General features: G+C 67.3%; 9 protein-coding genes. 7 read left to right on the top strand and 2 right to left on the bottom strand.

Annotation, left to right across the window (positions count from 1 at the left end; all coding sequences use genetic code 11):
- Window positions 1–5: 5 nt before the first annotated feature.
- Window positions 6–2900 (bottom strand): beta-galactosidase GalA, encoded by a 2895-nt coding sequence (galA, locus tag ACT53M_RS11875; RefSeq protein ID WP_476233589.1) that lies wholly within the window; start codon window positions 2898–2900, stop codon window positions 6–8.
- 60 nt (window positions 2901–2960) lie between these two features.
- Window positions 2961–3698 carry a GntR family transcriptional regulator gene (locus tag ACT53M_RS11870; RefSeq protein WP_476233587.1) on the bottom strand — a complete coding sequence of 246 codons (738 nt, stop codon included), beginning with the start codon at window positions 3696–3698 and terminating at the stop codon, window positions 2961–2963.
- A gap of 222 nt (window positions 3699–3920) precedes the next feature.
- On the opposite strand from ACT53M_RS11870, the gene ACT53M_RS11865 reads away from it, so the two are divergent.
- From ACT53M_RS11865 to ACT53M_RS11835, 7 genes are all read left to right on the top strand, one after another.
- Window positions 3921–6230, top strand: a complete 2310-nt coding sequence (locus ACT53M_RS11865) for a beta-N-acetylhexosaminidase (protein ID WP_476233585.1) — start codon at window positions 3921–3923, stop codon at window positions 6228–6230.
- 131 nt (window positions 6231–6361) lie between these two features.
- Window positions 6362–8941, top strand: coding sequence for a beta-mannosidase (locus ACT53M_RS11860; RefSeq protein ID WP_476233837.1), 2580 nt, complete (start codon window positions 6362–6364; stop codon window positions 8939–8941).
- Window positions 8941–11502, top strand: coding sequence for a glycoside hydrolase family 3 C-terminal domain-containing protein (locus ACT53M_RS11855; RefSeq protein ID WP_476233584.1), 2562 nt, complete (start codon window positions 8941–8943; stop codon window positions 11500–11502). Before ACT53M_RS11860 ends, ACT53M_RS11855 begins: the two co-directional genes overlap by 1 nt.
- A complete protein-coding gene (locus ACT53M_RS11850; RefSeq protein WP_476233583.1) occupies window positions 11499–12926 on the top strand; it encodes a glycoside hydrolase family 125 protein in 1428 nt (475 codons plus the stop codon). The genes ACT53M_RS11855 and ACT53M_RS11850 overlap by 4 nt, the downstream gene beginning before the upstream one ends.
- Window positions 12923–15247, top strand: coding sequence for a GH92 family glycosyl hydrolase (locus ACT53M_RS11845; protein WP_476233582.1), 2325 nt, complete (start codon window positions 12923–12925; stop codon window positions 15245–15247). The genes ACT53M_RS11850 and ACT53M_RS11845 overlap by 4 nt, the downstream gene beginning before the upstream one ends.
- Window positions 15247–17454, top strand: a complete 2208-nt coding sequence (locus ACT53M_RS11840; RefSeq protein ID WP_476233581.1) for a hypothetical protein — start codon at window positions 15247–15249, stop codon at window positions 17452–17454. The genes ACT53M_RS11845 and ACT53M_RS11840 overlap by 1 nt, the downstream gene beginning before the upstream one ends.
- A complete protein-coding gene (locus tag ACT53M_RS11835) occupies window positions 17451–19370 on the top strand; it encodes an alpha-L-fucosidase (RefSeq protein WP_476233580.1) in 1920 nt (639 codons plus the stop codon). Before ACT53M_RS11840 ends, ACT53M_RS11835 begins: the two co-directional genes overlap by 4 nt.
- Window position 19371 lies beyond the last annotated feature (1 nt).

Raw genomic sequence — 19371 nt, 5'->3', positions numbered from 1 at the left:
TATTCTCACCGTTCGGTGACAGTCACCTTGCCGAGCAGCCCGGACGGCGACCCTGCCGGCGCCTCCACCAGCAGCGCGATGGTGCGCTGCACTTCGCCCGGCGCGAGCTGCACGCTGAGCGGCCCTGCGGCCATCTCCGCCTTTTCCGCCAGCTTCTTGCCGTCCACCCACAGTTCGGCGCGACCACCGATGCTGGTGAAGGTCAGCGTGCCGCCATTGGCAGCGATCCGCTTCCACAGCGTGACGCGCGTGTTGTAGATGCGCCAGCCCGGCTGCGGTTCGGCCGGCGTCGGGACGGCGGAGCGCAGAAACGCCCAGCTGTTATTGTCCGGCACCTGCGCCGGATCGGGCCGCTCCGCCGTCAGGCCCGAGCGGCGCCAGTCGCCCAGCTTCATTTCGGGCGCGGTGATCCCCACCTGCGGCCGCGGGGTAATGGCGGCGCGGTCGATCGTCAGCGTCGCCGGCTTCAGCCCCTCGGCAGTCGCGCGCACGACGATGCGCCCACGGCCGGTACCCGACTGGATGATGATCTGCGCCAGCCCGTTGAACAGCGAGCGGGCATTGCCCTTTTCCGGCTCGTGGCAATTGGGATCGCCATTGCCGATGCCGAGGATGCTCGCGCCATCGACCGTGAAATGGGTCATCAGATTGGCGGTCGGCACATGCCGCCCCAGCGCATCGACCGCATCGATGGTAATCGGCTGGCAATCCTCGTCATCGCCCGCCATCACCGTGCGCGCCGGGGTAAGTCGCAGCGCCACCGGCGCGCCGACGGTTTCGTGGACCATCCGCGCGACGACTTCGCTGCCGCGCATCGCCAGCGCCTCCAGCCGGCCGGGCTTGTACGGCACCTGCCATTCATTGCCCATGATCCGATCGACCTTCTGCGTGCCGATTTCCTTGCCGTTGAGCTTCAGCACTACCGTTTCGGCGTTCGAGGCGACGAACACCTTGATATTTTCGCCCTCGCGGCCCGGCCAGGTCCAGTGCGGCGCCAGCCACACTACCGGCTTGTCGTCGATCCAGTGCGCGCTGTGGATGCCGAACGCGGTCTTGGGGAAGCCGCACAGATCCATGATGCCGAAGAAGCTGGCGATGGTCGGCCATTCATGCGGCGTCGGCTCGCCATGATAATCAAAGCCGGTCCATACGAAGCCGCCCGCGATAAAGGGGCGGTCCGCAATATATTTCCACGCCTTGCGGTGCGTGTTGCCCCAGCCTGCCGCCTCGTCGTCATAGGAAGTGATGACATGCTTTGCAGGATCGCTGGCAAAGGCGCCGCGCGTTTCGAACGCGCTGGTGTCTTCGGAGCTGGTGCTGGGCCGCCCGGGGTTCTGGGCGTGCCACTTGTCATATTCGCCCTGATAATAGTTGAACCCCATGACATCGACGACCTGCGACACATTGGCGGGGTTGTAGAATGACCCGTTCATCGCCGAGGTGACCGGCCGGCTTTCATCCAGGCGGCGCACCGCCGCTTCCATGCGGCGCACCATCTCCACGCCCGCCGCCGTGCCCTGCATCGGTTCCTCGTTGAATACCGACCACAGGATCACGCTGGGGTGGTTGCGGTCGCGGCGCACCATCCATTCGAGCTGGGCGAGATAATCGGGCGCCGGGTTGAAGTGGCGATTCTCGTCCATGATCAGGAAGCCGAGCCTGTCGGCCCAGTCGAGCAGTTCGGGCGTCGGCGCATTGTGCGACATGCGGATCGCGTTGCAGCCCATCGCCTTCAGCCGCTGAAGCCGCCAAGCGATCAGCCCGTCCGGCATCGCCGTGCCGACGCCGGCGTGATCTTGATGGATGCACACGCCCTTCAGCTTCACCGGCTGATCGTTGAGGAACAGCCCCTTGTCGGCATCGAAGCGGATCGTGCGGAAACCGATCGCGATGCGCCGCTCATCGACCGCCTGCCCGTCGCGGATCACGCGGGTGCGGACGGTGTAGAGATGCGGATTTTCCACCGACCAGAGCCGCGGCGTGCCCGCTTCCAGCCGAAGCACGGCATCGACGGGGTTGAGCACCGCCGCCGTCACCGGCACCGTCGCCGCCGCCACGCGCCGTCCGTCGCTGTCGAGCAGTTCGGCCTCCACCGTGACTGCCACCGGTGCGCGCTCGATATTGTTGAGCGTCACCGTCACCGGCACATGCCAGCCGCCACCGGGGCTCTGGCGCGGATCGCAATGCACGCCGTCGTCGACGATCGCCACCGGCGCACGACGCACCAGCCAGGCATGGCGGTACATGCCGGCGCCTTCGTACCACCAGCCTTCCAGCGCATCGGCATCGACGCGGATCGCGATTACATTCTCCTCGTCGCCATAACGGGCGAAAGGCGTCAGATCGACATAGATGCTGGCATAGCCCGACCAGCTATGCGCGACGACGCTGCCATTCACCCACACCGTAGCGTTGGTGGCGATGCCGTCGAAATGCAGCCCGATCGTCTTGCCGCGATCGGCCTCGTCCAGCGTCAGCCGGCGGCGGTACCAGCCGATGCCGCGTGGACGATAACCCTGGGCGATATTGGCGGTCTGGACATAGGGCTGGAACGACACCCAATCGTGCGGCAGCCGCACTTCGGGCCATTCGCTGTCGTCGAAGTTGCGCCCCGCGGCGCCCCGGGCATTGCCCGCCTTCACGCTGTCATAGGTGTCCTCGATCGGCGGCATCGGCACGTCGCCGTCATGGAAACGCCAGCCCCGTTCGAGCAGCGTGCGCGAGGGATCGCTTTCCGGCAGGCGCGGCAACAGGCTGGTCTGCGGCGCCGGCATCGGGAAGAAGCTCTCGCCGTCATTGGCAGCCGCCGGGGCGGCCGATGCCGCAAAGGCGCGCGGCGCCCCCATGCCCGCAACCACGCCCAGCCCTGCGCTGGCGAGCAGCATCTGGCGACGATCCATCGATATTCTCCAAAACTGTTGCCGCCCGGGCAGGCGGCGGGAAACAAAGGGCGCGAGCGCTCAGGCGTCGCTCAGCTCAGCCACGAAATCATAGGCGTCGCCGCGATAATAGGACCGCGTGACTTCCGCCGGACGACCGTCGCGCAGGAATGCACGGCGCTCGATCAGCAGGCCGGCATGGCCCGGGTCGACGCCCAGCATCTTCGCATGTTCACCCAGAAACGGCACCGCGCGCAGCCGCTGCAGCGCACGCACCGGACGATGGCCGGCAGCCTCCAGCGCAGCGTAAAGCGAGTCGCCCACGGCATCGACCGAGGGCAGGCAATAGCCGGCGATGGTCGAGAATTCGAGCGCCATCGGCTCATCATCGGCGAAGCGGATGCGCGAGAAGCGGAGCACCGCGGCCCCCGGCGAGAGGCCCAGCGCCATCGCTTCCTCAGGCGTTACCTGGCCCGGCGCGCGCGAAATCCAGCTGCTGCTGGCGGTGCGGCCGCGCGCCGCCATATCCTCGCTGAACGACGACAGTTTCGAGAAGCTCTTCTCGACGCGCTCGGCAACGAAGGTGCCGGCACCGCGGCGGCGCGTAAGCAGACCTTCCTCAACGAGTCCGCCGATCGCCTTGCGCACGGTGATGCGCGACACGTCATATTCGATCGCCAGATCGCGCTCGGGCGGGATCGCCTCACCCTGATGCAGGATGTTGCCGCTGATTGCCTCACGGATGAGCTGCTGCAGCTGGAGATAGAGCGGTGACGGGTTTCCTTCGCGGAACCGGCCGATCTGATCCGAAAAACCCATCAGACTTCCCCCCTGCGCACCCTTGCGGCACGGGCCGAGGGCATACTTTGGTACGATAATACGAACAGGCCAGACAGCGCAGGTCAAGAGCCTTTCGCAATCGATTTTTAGCGCTACCAAAGCGGCTATTGTCGGATAGGACATAGATTGGTTACACCCTGCGGGATGGTCGGCGTCGACCGGCCGCAATGGATTAGGAGTGATGGCATGGGGCACGGGTTGATGCGCGGCAGGCATTTGGGCTGGGCGGCGCTGCTGCTTGCATCGGCAGCACACGGCCAGACGACGCCGCTGCCCCTTACGCCGCTGCCGGCGAACGTCACCCTCGCCAAGGGCAACTTCACGGTCGCAGCAGGCACCGCCATTGCGGTTCCCGCCAACGACAAGGGCGCCCTGGCCGCCGCGAACATTCTGACGGCGCATGTGAAGACCGAACGCGGCCTCGCCCTCGGCGCGATCGGCGACAGCGGCGCGATCCGTTTCGAGCGGGACTCGGCCATTGCCGGCGACGAGGCCTATCACCTGACGATCGACCGCAAGGGCGTGCGCATCACCGCATCGGGAGATCGCGGCCTGCTCTATGGCGCCATGACGCTCGCCCAGCTGATCAGCGCCGATGCGGCGTTCGGCAAGCCGGCGCGGCTGCCGATGCTCGCGATCCAGGATGCGCCCCGCTTCGGCTGGCGCGGCCTGATGGTCGATGTCGCGCGGCATTTCCAGCCGATCGAATCGGTGTACGCGATCGTCGACCAGATGGTGTCGGTGAAGCTCAACACGCTGCACCTCCATCTGACCGACGACCAGGGATGGCGCTTCGAGGTAAAGCGCTATCCGCGCCTGACCGAAATCGGCGCGTGGCGTACGCCGCCCTCGACCGGCGGCGAGCCGGGGCCGAAGGTCGGCGGCTTCTACACGCAGGATCAGCTCAAGGCGCTGGTCGCCTATGCCGCCGAGCGCGGCGTGACGATCGTGCCGGAAATCGATCTGCCCGGCCATGCGCAGGCGCTGGTCGCCGCCTATCCCGAATTCGGCGTGTTCGGCGACAAGCCGGTCGTGTCGCACGACTGGGGCGTGAACCCCTATCTGCTCAATCCGGGCCCGACCGGGGTGCGGTTCGTCAAGGAAGTGCTGGACGAGCTGATCGCGGTGTTCCCGGGCACCTATGTCCATCTGGGCGGTGACGAAGCGATCAAGGACCAGTGGCAGCGCTCGCCGCAGGTGCAGGCGCAGATCAAGGCGCTGGGGCTGAAAGACGAGAACCAGTTGCAAAGCTGGCTGATCGACCAGTTCGGCAGCTATCTGGAAAGCAAGGGTCGCCGCCTGATCGGCTGGGACGAGATTCTGGAGGGCGGCCTGCCCGCCTCTGCCTCGGTCATGTCGTGGCGCGGCGAGAAGGGCGCGGTCGATGCCGCCAACCAGGGGCATGACGTGGTGCTATCCCCCGCCCCCACCCTGTATCTCGACAGCCTGCAGAGCGACCGCGGCGACGAACCGCCGGGCCGCCTGTCGATCCAGACGCTGGCCGACGTGTACAAGTATGAGCCGATGCCGGCCGGTATCGACGCGGAAAAGGCCAAGCATGTGCTCGGCGCGCAGGCCAATGCGTGGAGCGAATATATCGTCACGCCCTATCAGCTGCAGCATCTGATGTTCCCGCGGGCGGCAGCGCTGGCCGAGATTACCTGGTCCGCCAAGGACAAACGTGATTTCAACAGCTTCGCCGCCCGCGTCCAGCCGCAGATCGCGCGCTGGCGTCGCTCGGGGCTGGAGGTTGCCGACAGTGCCTTCGCGGTCAATTTCCGCCTGCAGGGCAGCCGCGGCGATGCGCTGCGCAGCAACCGGGTGCAGCTCGCGCTCGATACCCAGGCCGGCTATGGCACGATCCGCTACACGCTCGACGGGTCGGCGCCGGTGGCCAAGTCGCCTGCCTATACTGCACCGCTGACGCTGCGCCCCGGCCAGACTGTCCGCGCTGCGGCGTTCGATGCACTGGGCCACCCGATCGCCGAAGCCCGCGGGTTCGACACCGGCCGCAGCGCGCTGCTGCTGCGTACCAGCTCGGATATGGTCGCCTGCCCGAAGGGCGCGCTGGGCCTGCGCGTGCCGCTTTCGTCCGAAGCGACGGCGAACGCCCCGGCGTTCAACGTCAACATCTTCGATACCTGCACCGCCTACCCCGCCGCACCGCTGGACATCGCAACCGGCTTTACCGTCGATGTCGCGCGGCTTCCTCGCCATTACGGGCTGGCGCACGAGGCAAAGGCGCTGCGTGCCCATTATGCCGTGACCAGCTTCGGCGAGCTGGTTGTCACCGCCCGGTGCATTGCCGCCGACAAGGACCCGGCGGTCAAGCCGATCGTCGTCGCCACCTTCCCGTTGCCCGATCCGGAAACTGCGCCGCAGCAATTCCGCTTCTCGGCCAAGCTGCCGAAGCTGGAGGGCGATACGGACCTGTGCTTCGAGTTCACCTCGCCGCTGTCGGACCCGTTCTACACGGTGGAGAAGGTCGCGCTGCGCGAGGGGAGCAAGTGATGCGGTGGACAAGTGCGTTCCCCTCCCGCTTGCGGGAGGGGTTAGGGGAGGGGCTGACCCGATTCAGCGCTTCTTCACTGTCGTTCCCTCCCCCGACCCCTCCCGCAAGCGGGAGGGGAGCGAATATTCGGCTGGCATTCCTCCTCCTCCCCCTCCTCGCCCTGGCCACCCCGGCACTGGCCGATCCGCGCGAGACGATTTCCCTCGACGGCGCCTGGGAAGTGCGGATCGACCCGAGCGATGCCGAAACCGCCCGGGCGCACCCCCGGGAAAGCATCTGGTTCCGCGCCACCGTGCCCGGCAGCGTGCAGCAGGATCTGATCGCCGCCGGCCGCGTGCCCGATCCGTACAAGGGCATCAACGAAGCGCCGGTCCAATGGGCCGGGCTGACCCGCTGGCAGTTCCGCCGGACCATCGATGTCACGCCGGCCATGCTGAAGCGCGACCATCTCGACCTGGTGTTCGACGGGCTCGATACCTTCGCGACCGTCACGCTGAACGGCAAGGAACTGCTCAAGACCGACAACGCCCATCGCCGCTGGCGAGTGGATGCGAAACAGGCGCTGTTCGCGGGCCGCAACGAACTGGTCGTGACCATCGCTTCGCCGATCAAGACGCTCCAGCCGATGGTGCTGGCCGCAGCCAACCCGCTGCCGGGCGAATATGATTCCGCGTTCGGCGACGAGCCCAAGGGCAAGCAGACCTCGCCCTATATCCGCAAGCCCAAATACCAATATGGCTGGGACTGGGCGCCGCGGCTGGTATCGATCGGCCTGTGGCGGCCGGTGAAGCTGGAAGCATGGGACGACGCCCGGATCGAGGGCTTCCGTATCGACCAGGAAGCGATCAATGCTGCTGAGGCGCGATTGGTGGCGCGGTGGAAACTGGTTGCAGACCGCGACACCCGTGCGACGCTGCGCACCCGCGTCACTGGCCCGGACGGGAAGACCGTAGAGGTCAGCCGCACCGTCGCGCTCACTGCCGGTGAAAATGCCGTCAGCCTGCCACTCAGCATCGCCGATCCGCAGCGCTGGTGGCCGGTCGGCTATGGCACGCAGCCGCTCTACCGCGTCGAAGCGGTGCTGGAGGAAAACGGCACCGCCAGCGACAGGGTGGCGCAACGGATCGGACTGCGCACCGTAGAGCTGATGACCCACGGCGGCGGCTTCGGCTTCCGCATCAACGGCGTCCCCGTCTTCGCCAAGGGCGCGAACCTCATCCCGTTCGACATGTTCCCCGCCCGCGTCACCGATGCGCGGATGCGCAGCATCCTGACCGACGCGCGCGATGCGAACATGAACATGCTCCGCGTGTGGGGCGGCGGCTATTATCTCGACGACGCCTTCTATGCCATGGCCGACGAAATGGGCCTGATGGTGTGGCAGGACTTCATGTTCGGCGGATCGGTGACGCCGCCCGACCCGTCCTATCGCGACAATGTCCGCATCGAAGCGGAGCAGCAGGTCGCGCGGCTCCAGCCCCACCCGTCGATCGTCGGCTGGAACGGCGGCAACGAAGTGCTGTCCGGCTGGGAGAATTGGGGCGACCGCAAGGCGTTCAAAAAGGCAGTAGGCGCCGACGAGCAGGAACGGATCGGCACCGGCATGGCGGTGCTGTTCGACCGCACGTTGCGCGACGCGGTGCTGCAGGAAGCGCCCGGCACCACCTACTGGTCCGGATCGCCGTCGACCGACTATCGCGGTCCGGTCGATACCGATGCCGCCGGCGACAGGCATTTCTGGGATGTCTGGTCGGGCTCCAAGCCGGTCGAAAACTATCTTGCGAGCTGCCCGCGCTTCATGTCCGAATTCGGTTTCCAGGCGATGCCGAACCTGTCGACCATCCGCGGCTTTGCCGGCGATGGAGCGCTGACGATCGACAGCCCGGTGCTGGAAGCGCACCAGAAGTTCCTGGCCGGTGAAGGCAATAGCCGGCTCCAGCTCTATCTCGACCAGCGGCTGCGCAAGCCGGCCGACTTTGCCGACCTCGTCTATCTCACCCAGGTCAACCAGATGCAGGCGATCGGCATGGCCGCGCGCCACCACCGCGCCTGCCAGCCGGTGACGATGGGATCGCTGTTCTGGCAGATCAACGATGTCTGGCCGGCCATTTCCTGGGCCAGCGTCGATTATGACGGCCAGTGGAAGCTGCTCCAGTACGACGCCGCGCGATTCTTTGCGCCGCAGATCATCGTGGCCGAACACAAGGACGCCGCGACCCGCCTTGTCGCCGTATCGGATGCCACCAGGCCTGTCGCTGCGGAATGGCGGGTGCGGGGCTTCACCATGGACGGCAAGCCGCTCGGTGCGCGCAACCAGCAGGCCGAGCTGTCGCCGGGCGTGCGCGAACTGGCGCTTATTCCGGACGCCGAGCTGTTCGGCGACGCGGCGCCGGTCGCCAGCTATGCGGTGGCGGAGCTGTGGGTCGACGGCAAGCACGTCTCGCGGCAGATTGTCGAGCGCGCGCTGCCGAAGGACATGGTCTATCCGGCACCGCGCCTTTCGGTTCGCTGGCAGGGCAAGGCAGTGACCGTGACGGCGGGCACCCTGGCCCGCGCCGTGATGCTCGACTTCGGAAAAATCGCCGCGCATCCGGACGATAACGGTTTCGACCTGTTGCCGGGCGAAAGCCGGACGATCACTATCACTGCCGAGGCAAGCGCGTCGGCGCTGGCCCACGCCCTTACGCTTCGCACGCTTGGACCCCGCTGATGCCCTTGCTTCCCCTGCTCCTCCTCGCCGACGATCCCGACCCGGTGGCTGTCGCGATCGCCAAAATGACGATCGAGGAAAAGGCAGCCCAGTTGCAAAGCACCGCGCCCGCCAATGTCAGGATCGGCCTGCCTGCCTATGACTGGTGGAACGAGGGACTGCACGGGCTCGCCCGCGACGGCCATGCCACCGTGTTCCCGCAGGCGATCGGGCTCGCGGCAACCTGGGACGTGGACCTGCTCCATCAGGTCGGCGACACGGTGGCGACCGAGGCGCGGGCGAAGTTCAACGCCCGGCCGGTGAATGCCGATCGCAAGATCTATGAAGGGCTGACGATCTGGTCGCCCAACATCAATATCTTCCGCGATCCGCGCTGGGGCCGGGGCCAGGAAACCTATGGCGAAGACCCCTATCTGACTGGCCATCTCGCGATCGGCTTCATCACCGGGCTGCAGGGGCCGGACCCGGCGCACCCCAAGGTGATCGCCACGCCCAAGCACTTCGCCGTGCACAGCGGGCCGGAGGCCGGGCGCGACGGCTTCGATGTCGATCCCAGCCCGCAGGATCTGGAATCGACCTACACCCCCGCCTTCCGCCTCGCCATTACCGAGAGCAAGGCGCAGTCGCTGATGTGCGCCTATAATTCGATCCACGGCACCCCGGCCTGTGCGACGGGCGGGTTGCTCAACGATCGGTTGCGGCGCGACTGGGGGTTTACCGGCTTCACCGTGTCGGATTGCGATGCGGTGGCGAACATCCACCTGTTCCACCATTATCGCCTCGACGCAGCCGAAGCCTCGGCCGCCGCGATCAAGGGCGGCATGGACCTTAATTGCGGGACCAGCTTTGCCGCGCTGCCCGAAGCAGTGAAGCGCGGGCTGGTCAGCGAGGCCGAAGTCGATGTGGCGCTGAAGCGGGCGCTGGAGGCGCGCCGTGCGCTGGGCATCGCATTTGGCGCGGCCAATCCCTGGGGCAAGATCAAGCCCGGCGAGCTTGCCACCCCGGCACGCCGCGCGCTGGCACTGGAAGCCGCGCGCAAGGCAATCGTGCTGCTCAAGAACGATGCCGACCGCCTGCCGCTGAAGCCCGGCAGCCGCATCGCGGTGATCGGCGCCAATGCCGACGATCTGGGCGTGCTCGAGGGCAATTACCACGGCACCGCCCGCGATCCCGTGACGCCGCTCGACGGCATTCGCCGCCAGTTCGGCGCGGACAAGGTCCGCTATGCGCAGGGTTCGCTGCTCGCGGAAGGCGCCGCCGTGGTCGTGCCCGAAACGGCTTTCCGCGCTGACGGCAAGCCGGGCCTGAAGGCGGAATATTTCGCCAGCCCAACCGTCACCGGCACCCCCGTCGCCACCCGGCAGGACCGGCGCATCGATTTCAACTATACCCGCGCCGCGCCGTTGCCGGGGCTGAACCCCAGCGGCTTTGCGGTGCGCTGGACCGGCGCGTTCGTGCCACCCGCCGCGGGCGACTATGCCCTGTCGGTCGACATTCCCGCCTGCTGGAAGGATTGCACCACGCACGACGCGGTGCGGCTGTGGATCGACGGCAAGCTGGTTCATGAGGGGCCGCTCGACAAGCCGCGCGTCACCGTGCCGGTCGCCAGCGATGGCCGTCCGGTGCCGTTCCGCATGGAAATCGATCATCGCAGCGAGGATTTCGGCGTCCGCCTGATGTGGCAGGCGCCGGACGAGGCGCTGCGCGATCAGGCGCTGGCGGCTGCGAACGACGCGGACGTGATCCTCGCCGTGATGGGCCTTTCGCCCGATCTGGAAGGCGAGGCGCTGCACGTCTCCGTCCCCGGCTTCGTCGGTGGCGACCGCACCGATATCGCCCTGCCCCGCCCGCAGCAGGAATTGCTGAAGGCACTGCGCAAGACCGGCAAGCCGGTCGTGCTGGTGCTGACGAGCGGCAGCGCCGTGTCGGTCGATCCCGATTTGGCCGACGCAATTCTGGAGGCCTGGTATCCGGGCGAGGAAGGCGGCACCGCGATCGCCCAGACGCTGGCTGGGCTGAACAACCCGTCGGGCCGCCTGCCCGTCACCTTCTACAAGTCGGTCGACGATCTGCCCGCCTTTGTCGATTACGGGATGAAGGAGCGGACCTATCGCTTCTTCACGGGTACGCCGCTGTGGGGCTTTGGCCACGGCCTCAGCTACACGCGGTTCGGCTATGCCGGGGCGACCGCGAAGCCGGGTGCCATCGGCCAGCCGGTGCAGGTAACGGCCACGCTCACCAATGCCGGAACGCGCGCCGGAGACGAGGTGGCGCAGGTCTATGTCCTCCCGCCCGATAGCGGCAAGGAAGCGGGGCTGACCGCGCCGGTGCTCCAGCGCCAGCTCGCCGGGTTCACGCGCGTGACGCTGCAACCGGGCAAGTCCGCCACCCTGTCCTTCACGCTCGATCCGCGCAGCATCAGCAGCGTCGCGCGCGAAGGCACGCGACGGGTGCTGCCGGGTGCGTATCGCGTCTGGGTCGGCGGCGGCCAGCCCGGCGACGGGCCGGGCCAATGGGCCGAATTTACGCTGGCCGGCAATGCCCAGGAGCTGCCAAAATGATCGACCGTCGCAGCCTGATCGGCACCGGGCTGGCGCTGGCCGCTACGCCCGCCTGCGCCCGGCATGTGCCCGAATTCGTCAGCAAGCGCCCTGCCCCGGGCCACCGCCGGTTTGTCAGCAAGGCCGTGGAGCAGGAAATCGCCCGCGTCGCGCGGATGATCGCCGACCCCAAGCTGCGCTGGATGTTCGAGAATTGCTATCCGAACACCCTCGACACTACCGTGAAGATGGGACGGCCCGGCGGGCGCCCGGATGCCTTTGTCATTACCGGCGACATCGATGCGATGTGGCTGCGCGACAGTTCGGCGCAGGTGCGGCCCTATCTGCACCTGGCGAAGGACGATCCTGCGCTGCGCGCCCTCTATCGCGGGCTGATCGCGCGGCAGGCGCGCTGCATCCTGATCGACCCCTATGCCAATGCCTTCATGGAGAACCCTTCCGCCCGCACCAATCTGGGCTGGGCGCAGAAGGACATGACCGACATGAAGCCCGGCGTGGCCGAGCGGAAATGGGAAATCGATTCGCTGTGCAACCCGGTGCGGCTCGCCCATGATTATTGGCAGGCCACCGGCGACACTGCGCCGTTCGACGCCGAATGGGCGCAAGCGGCCCGAGCGATCGTCCGTACCTTCCGCGAACAGCAGCGCAAGACCGGCCCCGGTCCCTATAGCTTCCAGCGCGAATCGAACCGGCCGACCGAAACGCTGATGCTCGACGGCTATGGCGCGCCCACCCGGCCGGTGGGGCTGATCCATTCGGGCTTCCGCCCGTCCGACGACGCCTGCACCTATCCTTTCCTGATCCCTGCCAACTATTTCGCCGTGACGGCGCTGCGCGAACTCGCCCTGCTCGCAGACAAGGTGCGCGGCGATGCTGCGCTGGCCGCCGATGCGAGAGCGCTGGCCGATGAAGTGGCGGCGGCACTGCGCGACTACGGCACGGTGCGGCTGCGCGACGGGCGCGAAGTGATTGCCTATGAAGTCGACGGCTTCGGCAACGCGCTCTTCATGGACGATGCCAATGTGCCGTCGCTTTCGAGCCTCGCCTATCTCCGCTGCGTTCCGCACGACAACCCTTTGTGGCGCCGAACCGCCGACGCGGCGTGGAGCGAGGCCAATCCCTATTGGTCGCGCGGCCGGGCGATAGAAGGCATTGGCGGGCCGCATGTCGGGCTGCGAGAAGTTTGGCCGATGTCGCTGATCATCCACGCCTTTTCGAACGAAACCGATGTGCGACTGCTTCGCAATGCACTGCAAACGCTTAGCAATAGCGATGCTAGCACTGGCTTCATCCATGAGGCGGTCGATCAGGACGATCCCACCAAATTCACCCGTAGCTGGTTCGCCTGGGCCAACGGCCTGTTCGGTGAGCTGATCGTCCATCTCGCCCGGGTCCAGCCCCAAATCCTGCAGGAGCCATTATGAACCTGTCGCGCCGCCATCTTCTCGCCACCAGCGCGATCGGCTTCGCCGTCGCCGCACTGCCGCGCACCGCACGCGCGCAGGCGCCCGCACGCACCGCACCCAATCTGTTCATCGGCACCGGTGGCACCGGCCATACCTATCCGGGCGCGAGCCTGCCGTTCGGCATGGTGCAGCTCAGCCCCGATACCGGCGTGGAGCGCTGGGAAACCTGTTCGGGCTATTACAATACCGACGGGTCGATCCTGGGCTTTTCGCACACCCATCTGTCCGGCACCGGCATCGGCGACATGCTCGATCTGCTGGTCGCGCCAGGGCGCGGCCCTGTGATGCTCCAGCCCGGCACCCGCGAAAAGCCCGAAACCGGCTATCGCCAGCGCTATCACGACGAACGCGCCGAGCCCGGATACTACCGCGTCGCGCTGGAAAATGGCGTGGCGGCCGAACTGACCGTTACCGAACGCACCGGCTGGCACCGCTACAGCTTCCCCGTCGGGGCAGGGCATCTGCTGCTCGACCTGTCGCATCTGGTGCTCGACAGCTCGGATGAACCGCCGCTGATTGCCGATGCAAAGATCTCGCTGGAGGCCGATGGGACGATCACTGGCCAACGTCAGGTTTTCCGCTGGGCCAAGGGGCGGCGTTTCTTCTTTGCGCTCCAGCTTTCGCGCCAGCCCGACCGCATCACGCTCTATGGCGATGACGATGCCGCGCAACCGGCGGGCAGCCGCAACGTCACCGGACGCCGGCTGAAGGCGGTGCTGCACTATGATGATGCCGGCGCGGCACCGATTGCGATCCGCTGCGGCATTTCCGCCGTCGATGCCGCAGGCGCACGCCGCAATCTGGCGGCAGAGGCTTCGCACTGGGATTTCGACCGCACCCGTCGCGAGGCCGCCGCAAGCTGGCGGCCGGCGCTCGATGCGGTGCGGGTCGAAGGCGGTACGGCCGACCAGCGGACCATCTTGGCCACGTCGCTCTACCATGCGCAGCTCGCACCGACGCTCTTCTCGGATGTCGACGGCCGCTATGTCGGCCTCGACGGTGCGGTGCACACCGTGCCGAAGGGCGGCGCCGCGCATAGCACCTGGTCGCTATGGGACACGTACCGCGCGCTGCACCCGTTGCTCACGCTGGTCGCCCCCGCTCGCGCGAAGCTGCTGATCGACGATCTGATCCGCCAGACGGCGCAGTCGCCCTATGGGCCTCTGGTGTGGCCGCTGCAGGGCAAGGAGACCGGCACGATGATCGGCTGGCACGGCGTCGTGCCGCTGGCCGAGGCGCAGGCCAAGGGCATCAAGGCGGACTATGCCGCGGCCTGGCCGGCAATCCGCCGCCGCAGCTTCGACTTCACGGCGCCGGACCTCGACAACAGCAAGGGCCGCGATCTCTACGACAAGATGGGCTATGTCCCCGCCGACAAATGGTGGGAAAGCGTCAGCCGCACCCAGGAATATGCCTATGACGACTGGGCATCCTCCCATCTCGCCGCCGCAATCGGCGAGACGGCCGATGCGGCAAGGCTGCGCAAGCGCTCGGGCAACTGGCGCAACGTGATCGACGGCAGCATCGGCTTTGCGCGCCCGCGCTTCGCCGATGGCAGCTGGTGGACGCCCTATGACCCGATCCAGCTCGGCCACATGCCCAAGCCGTGGTGGCGCGACTATACCGAGGCGAATGGCTGGCAGGCGACCTTCCTCAACCAGCATGACGTCCACGGCCTGATCGCGCATATGGGCGGCGACGCGAAGTTCGAGGCGCAGCTCGACGCGCTGTTCAACGCGCCCTCCACCCTGCCCGCCAATGCGCCGCCGGACATTTCGGGGCTGGTCGGCCAATATGCGCACGGCAACGAGCCCGACCAGCATGTCGCCTATCTTTACGCCTATTGCGGCGCGCACTGGAAGACGCAGGCGATGGTGCGGCGACTGTGCGCCGAGATGTACAAGAATGATCCCGACGGCATCATCGGCAATGATGACTGCGGGCAGATGAGCGCCTGGTACATTTTCTCGGCACTGGGCTTCTATCCGGTCGATCCGGTTTCGGCCGCCTATGTGTTCGGTTCGCCGCTGTTCGAGCGCTCCGAACTGACCGTGGGCGCAGGCAGGAAGCTGGTGGTCGAAGCGCCGGGCAACCGCGCCGACACGCCCTATATCGCCGCCGTCCACTGGAACGGGCGCCCCTGGACGAAGAGCTGGATCGCCCATGCCGATCTGGTGCAGGGCGGCACGCTGCGCTTCACCATGTCGGACAAGCCCAACCACGACTTCGGCCGGGCCCAGGCAGACCGTCCGCCGTCAGCCCGGTCGCCGCAGGGCTGATGCCCCTTCCCGTCGCGTTACTGCTGGCCGGCGCGGCGCCATGCGTGGCGGCCGGCAATGGCGGCGAAGTCGCAGCCGATCTGCTGCGGGCGCGGCTGGAGGAGCGGCACGCCCCCTGCGCGCGGGTGTTGCTGGCGCCGCTCGACACGGTCGAAGCCGCGCTGCCGAACGCACGGCGCGCGGCCTGGCGGAAGGTCGCGCCGCGCATCGTCGCGCGGGAAGGCTTTGCCGTGCGCCGCGTCGGCGACACGCTGGTGATCACCGCCCGGGGCACGCGGGGCCTGGTCTATGGCGCGGGCTGGTATCTGCGCACCGGCGCGCGCCCGCTCGCCTATGCCAGCGCCCCCGACCGGGCGGTCCGGATGACCCAGATCGGCTACCGCGCCAAGAACAACAGCTATGATGCCTGGACGCTGGCGATGTTCCGCCGGCGGATCGAGGATTTCGCGTTGTGGGGCGCCAGCGGCGTGCAAGTGATCGCCCCGGTTTCCGACGACGCCGATACCAGCCCGCTCTTCCCCGCCCCTCCCATCGAGACGCTGCGCGGCATCGGCGAGATCGCGCATCGGCTGGGCATCGATTTCGCGCTCTATTACCCGAACCTGCGCGACTATGGGACGCTACAGGAGCGCGACGAGGAACTCGCCAGCTTCCGCGCGCTGATCGCGCAGCTGCCGCGCGTTGATGCCCTCTATGTGCCGGGCGGTGACCCCGGCCATGCGGCGCCCGCCAACCTGTTTCCGCTGGTGGCGGCGGAGGCGGCGGCGCTGCGGGCGAGCAATCCCGCCGCCAGCGTGTGGGTTTCGACGCAAGGGTTCGATGCCGAGGGGCTCAAGGCCTTTTATGCCCAGCTGGCGCTGCGCCCGCGCTGGCTGACCGGCATCTTCGCCGGGCCGCAGACCCGCGACGCGGTGGCCGAGCAGCGCCGCCACCTGCCCGCCGGATACCAGCTGCTGCTCTATCCCGACATCGCCCACACGATGCACGCGCAAGTGCCGGTGGATCGCTGGAGCCCGGCCTTCGCGCTGACCGAGGGGCGCGAGCCGATCAACCCCCGCCCGCTGGCGACGCGCGATCTGTTCGCGCACCTGTCGCCGGGCACCAGCGGCTTCATCACCTATTCCGAAGGAGTGAACGACGACGTCAACCAGTTCCACTGGTTCCGCATGGGCTGGGATCCGCTGGTGACGCCGCAAGCTTATGCGGCGGGCTATGCCCGGACCTTCCTCGGCGATCCGGCGGCGGCACGGGCGATCTTCGCGCTCGAACGCAACTGGGTGGGCGATCCCGCGACCAATCCCGCGATCGACGCGACGCTGGCGCTGGTCGACCGGCTGAAGCCCGCCGCATGGGCCGACTGGCGGATCGACGCGCTGCGCTATCGGGCGGTCTATGACGCGATCGTCCGCCACCGGCTGATCGCCGCCCGAGCGCGCGAGGCAGCGGCGCTTGCCGCCCCCGATGCCACGACCGCCCGCGCCAGGCTTGCCGAGGCCGACCCGGCCCCCGTCCCCGCGCTGCGCACCCGGCTGTTCGCACTGGCGGAACGGCTGTGGCAGGGTGCCCGGCTGCAATTGAGCGTGACGCTGTACGGCGCCTCCAATGTCGAGCGCGGCGCCAATCTGGACCGCGTCGATGTCGACCTGAACGACCGGGTGTGGATCGAACACCAGCTTGCCACCCACAGCCCGGCCGAACTCGCCGACCATGGCCGTGCCCGCGACGGCGCGCTGTACGACGACCTCGGCGATCCGTGGAACGAGCCGCATCTGGTGCGCGGCCGCAGTGCGTCGGCCGATCCGCTTCGCTTCCACGGCGCGGTCGACGGCATCGCCGATCGCACGCCGAACGATGGCTGGCGCATGTCCTGGATCAGCTATGCCGAGAGCCTGTATGATGCGCCGCTGCGGCTCCATTATACCGGGCTCGATCCCAGGCGCCGCTATCGGCTGGTCGCCACCTATGCCGGCGAGGATTACTGGCTGCCGATGCGGCTGGTCGCCAATGGCAGCATCGAGATCCACCCGCCGCTCGATCGCAAGACCAACCCGATGACGGTCGAATTCGACATTCCCTATGCCGCCACCTGCGGCGGCACACTCGATCTCGCCTGGACACGCCCCGCCGGCATGGGCGGCAGCGGCCGTGGCCATCAGGTCGCCGAGACCTGGCTGATTCCCGAACCCCTCCCCGGAGAACGCAAATGACCAACCTCTCCCGCCGCACGCTGGTTGCCGCCGGCCTTGCTACCCCCGCGCTCGCCCACGCGGCAAACGGCGCCGCCCGCACGCCCGCCCCCAAGCCGTTCGGCGCGACGCCTTCGCCGCGCCAGTGGAAATGGCATCAGCGCGAGCAATATGCCTTCATCCACTTTTCGATGAACACCTTCACCGACAAGGAATGGGGCTATGGCGACGAAGATCCCAAGACCTTCAACCCCACAGACTTCAACGCCGACCAGATCGTCGCGGCGGCAAAGGCGGGCGGGCTCAAGGGGCTGATCCTGGTCTGCAAGCATCATGACGGCTTCTGCCTGTGGCCGACCCTGCTCACCGAGCATTGCATCCGCAACAGCCCCTACAAGAACGGCAAGGGCGACATCGTCCGCGAAATGTCGGAGGCCTGTGCGCGCGCCGGCCTTCCCTTCGGCGTGTATCTCTCGCCCTGGGACCGCAACCATCCTGAATATGGGCGACCTGCCTATATCACCTATTATCGCGCGCAGTTGACCGAGCTTTGCACGCGCTATGGCAAGCTGTTCGAAGTGTGGTTCGACGGCGCCAATGGCGGCGACGGCTATTATGGCGGCGCGCGCGAGACGCGGAAGATCGACGCCCCGGCCTATTACAACTGGCCGTCGATCGTCGCGCTGGTCCACCGGCTCCAGCCCGATGCCTGCACCTTCGATCCGCTCGGCGCCGATATTCGCTGGGTCGGCAACGAGGATGGCGTGGCCGGCGATCCGTGCTGGCCGACCATGCCCAACCATCCGTACGTGCAGAGCGAAGGCAATTCGGGCGTGCGCGGCGGCGCACTCTGGTGGCCGGCGGAAACTGACGTCTCGATCCGACCCGGCTGGTTTTATCATGCCGATGAGGATTCGCGGGTGAAGAGCCCCGAACGGCTGATCCAGCTCTATGACCAGTCAGTCGGGCGTGGGACCAATCTGAACCTCAACCTGCCGCCTGACCGGCGCGGCCGCATCGCAGACCAGGACGTGAAAATCCTGAAGAGCTTCGGCGACGCCATTCGCGCCACCTTCGCGCACGATCTTGCCAAGGGCGCGGTTGCCCATGCCAGCGCCGCGCGTGGCCCCGGATTCGAGGCAGCGCGCGTTCTCGACGGCAATCGCGAAACCTATTGGGCGACGCCCGATGCCGTAACCACGCCCACCCTCACGCTGGAACTGAAGCCCGGCACGCGCTTCGACGTGATCCGCCTGCGCGAATATCTGCCGCTCGGCGTACGCGTAACGCGCTTTGCAATCGATGCGGAGATAGACGGAGTGTGGCAGCAGCTCGCCGAGCATCAGTGCATCTCTGCGCAGCGCGTCGTTCGCCTGCCAGCGCCGATCACACCGCGCCGCGTACGGCTGCAGATTCTCGAGGCACCGGCCTGCCCGGCAATCAGCGAGTTTTCACTGTTTCAGTCGGTGGCACCCGCGTCCGTGCCGCCGATCGTTTCGTCGGACCCCACCGTCCTAGATACGCGCGGCTGGAAAATCGTGTCCGCGACCGCTGCGGGCGCCGAGGTACTGATCGACCGCGACGCAGGCACGATCTGGACCGCCCCGGCGCCGCAAGCCGGGCAGCCGGTCGAAGTGGTGATCGATATGGGCACTACGGTGCCGCTCGCCGGCTTCAGCCTGACCCCGTCGCGCCATGTCATGACGGATGCCGCCCCGCCGCATGGCTATCAGGTCGACACCAGCGTGGACGGGACCAATTGGTATCCAGCCGGCGAAGGGGAATTCTCCAATATCGCCTATGCCCTGTCGACGCAGCGCATCGGCTTCGCCCAGCCGCGGTCGGCGCGCTATATGCGGCTGCACTTCGCAGCAGCAGCGGTGCCGATGCCGAAGCTGGCGATTGCGGAAATCGGCGGCTTCACTGCCCCTCGCTAAA

The organism is Sphingomonas sp. DMC6, assembly GCF_056314225.1.
Note: the sequence above shows the minus strand (reverse complement) of the source record. Positions and strands in the feature narration are given on the sequence as shown.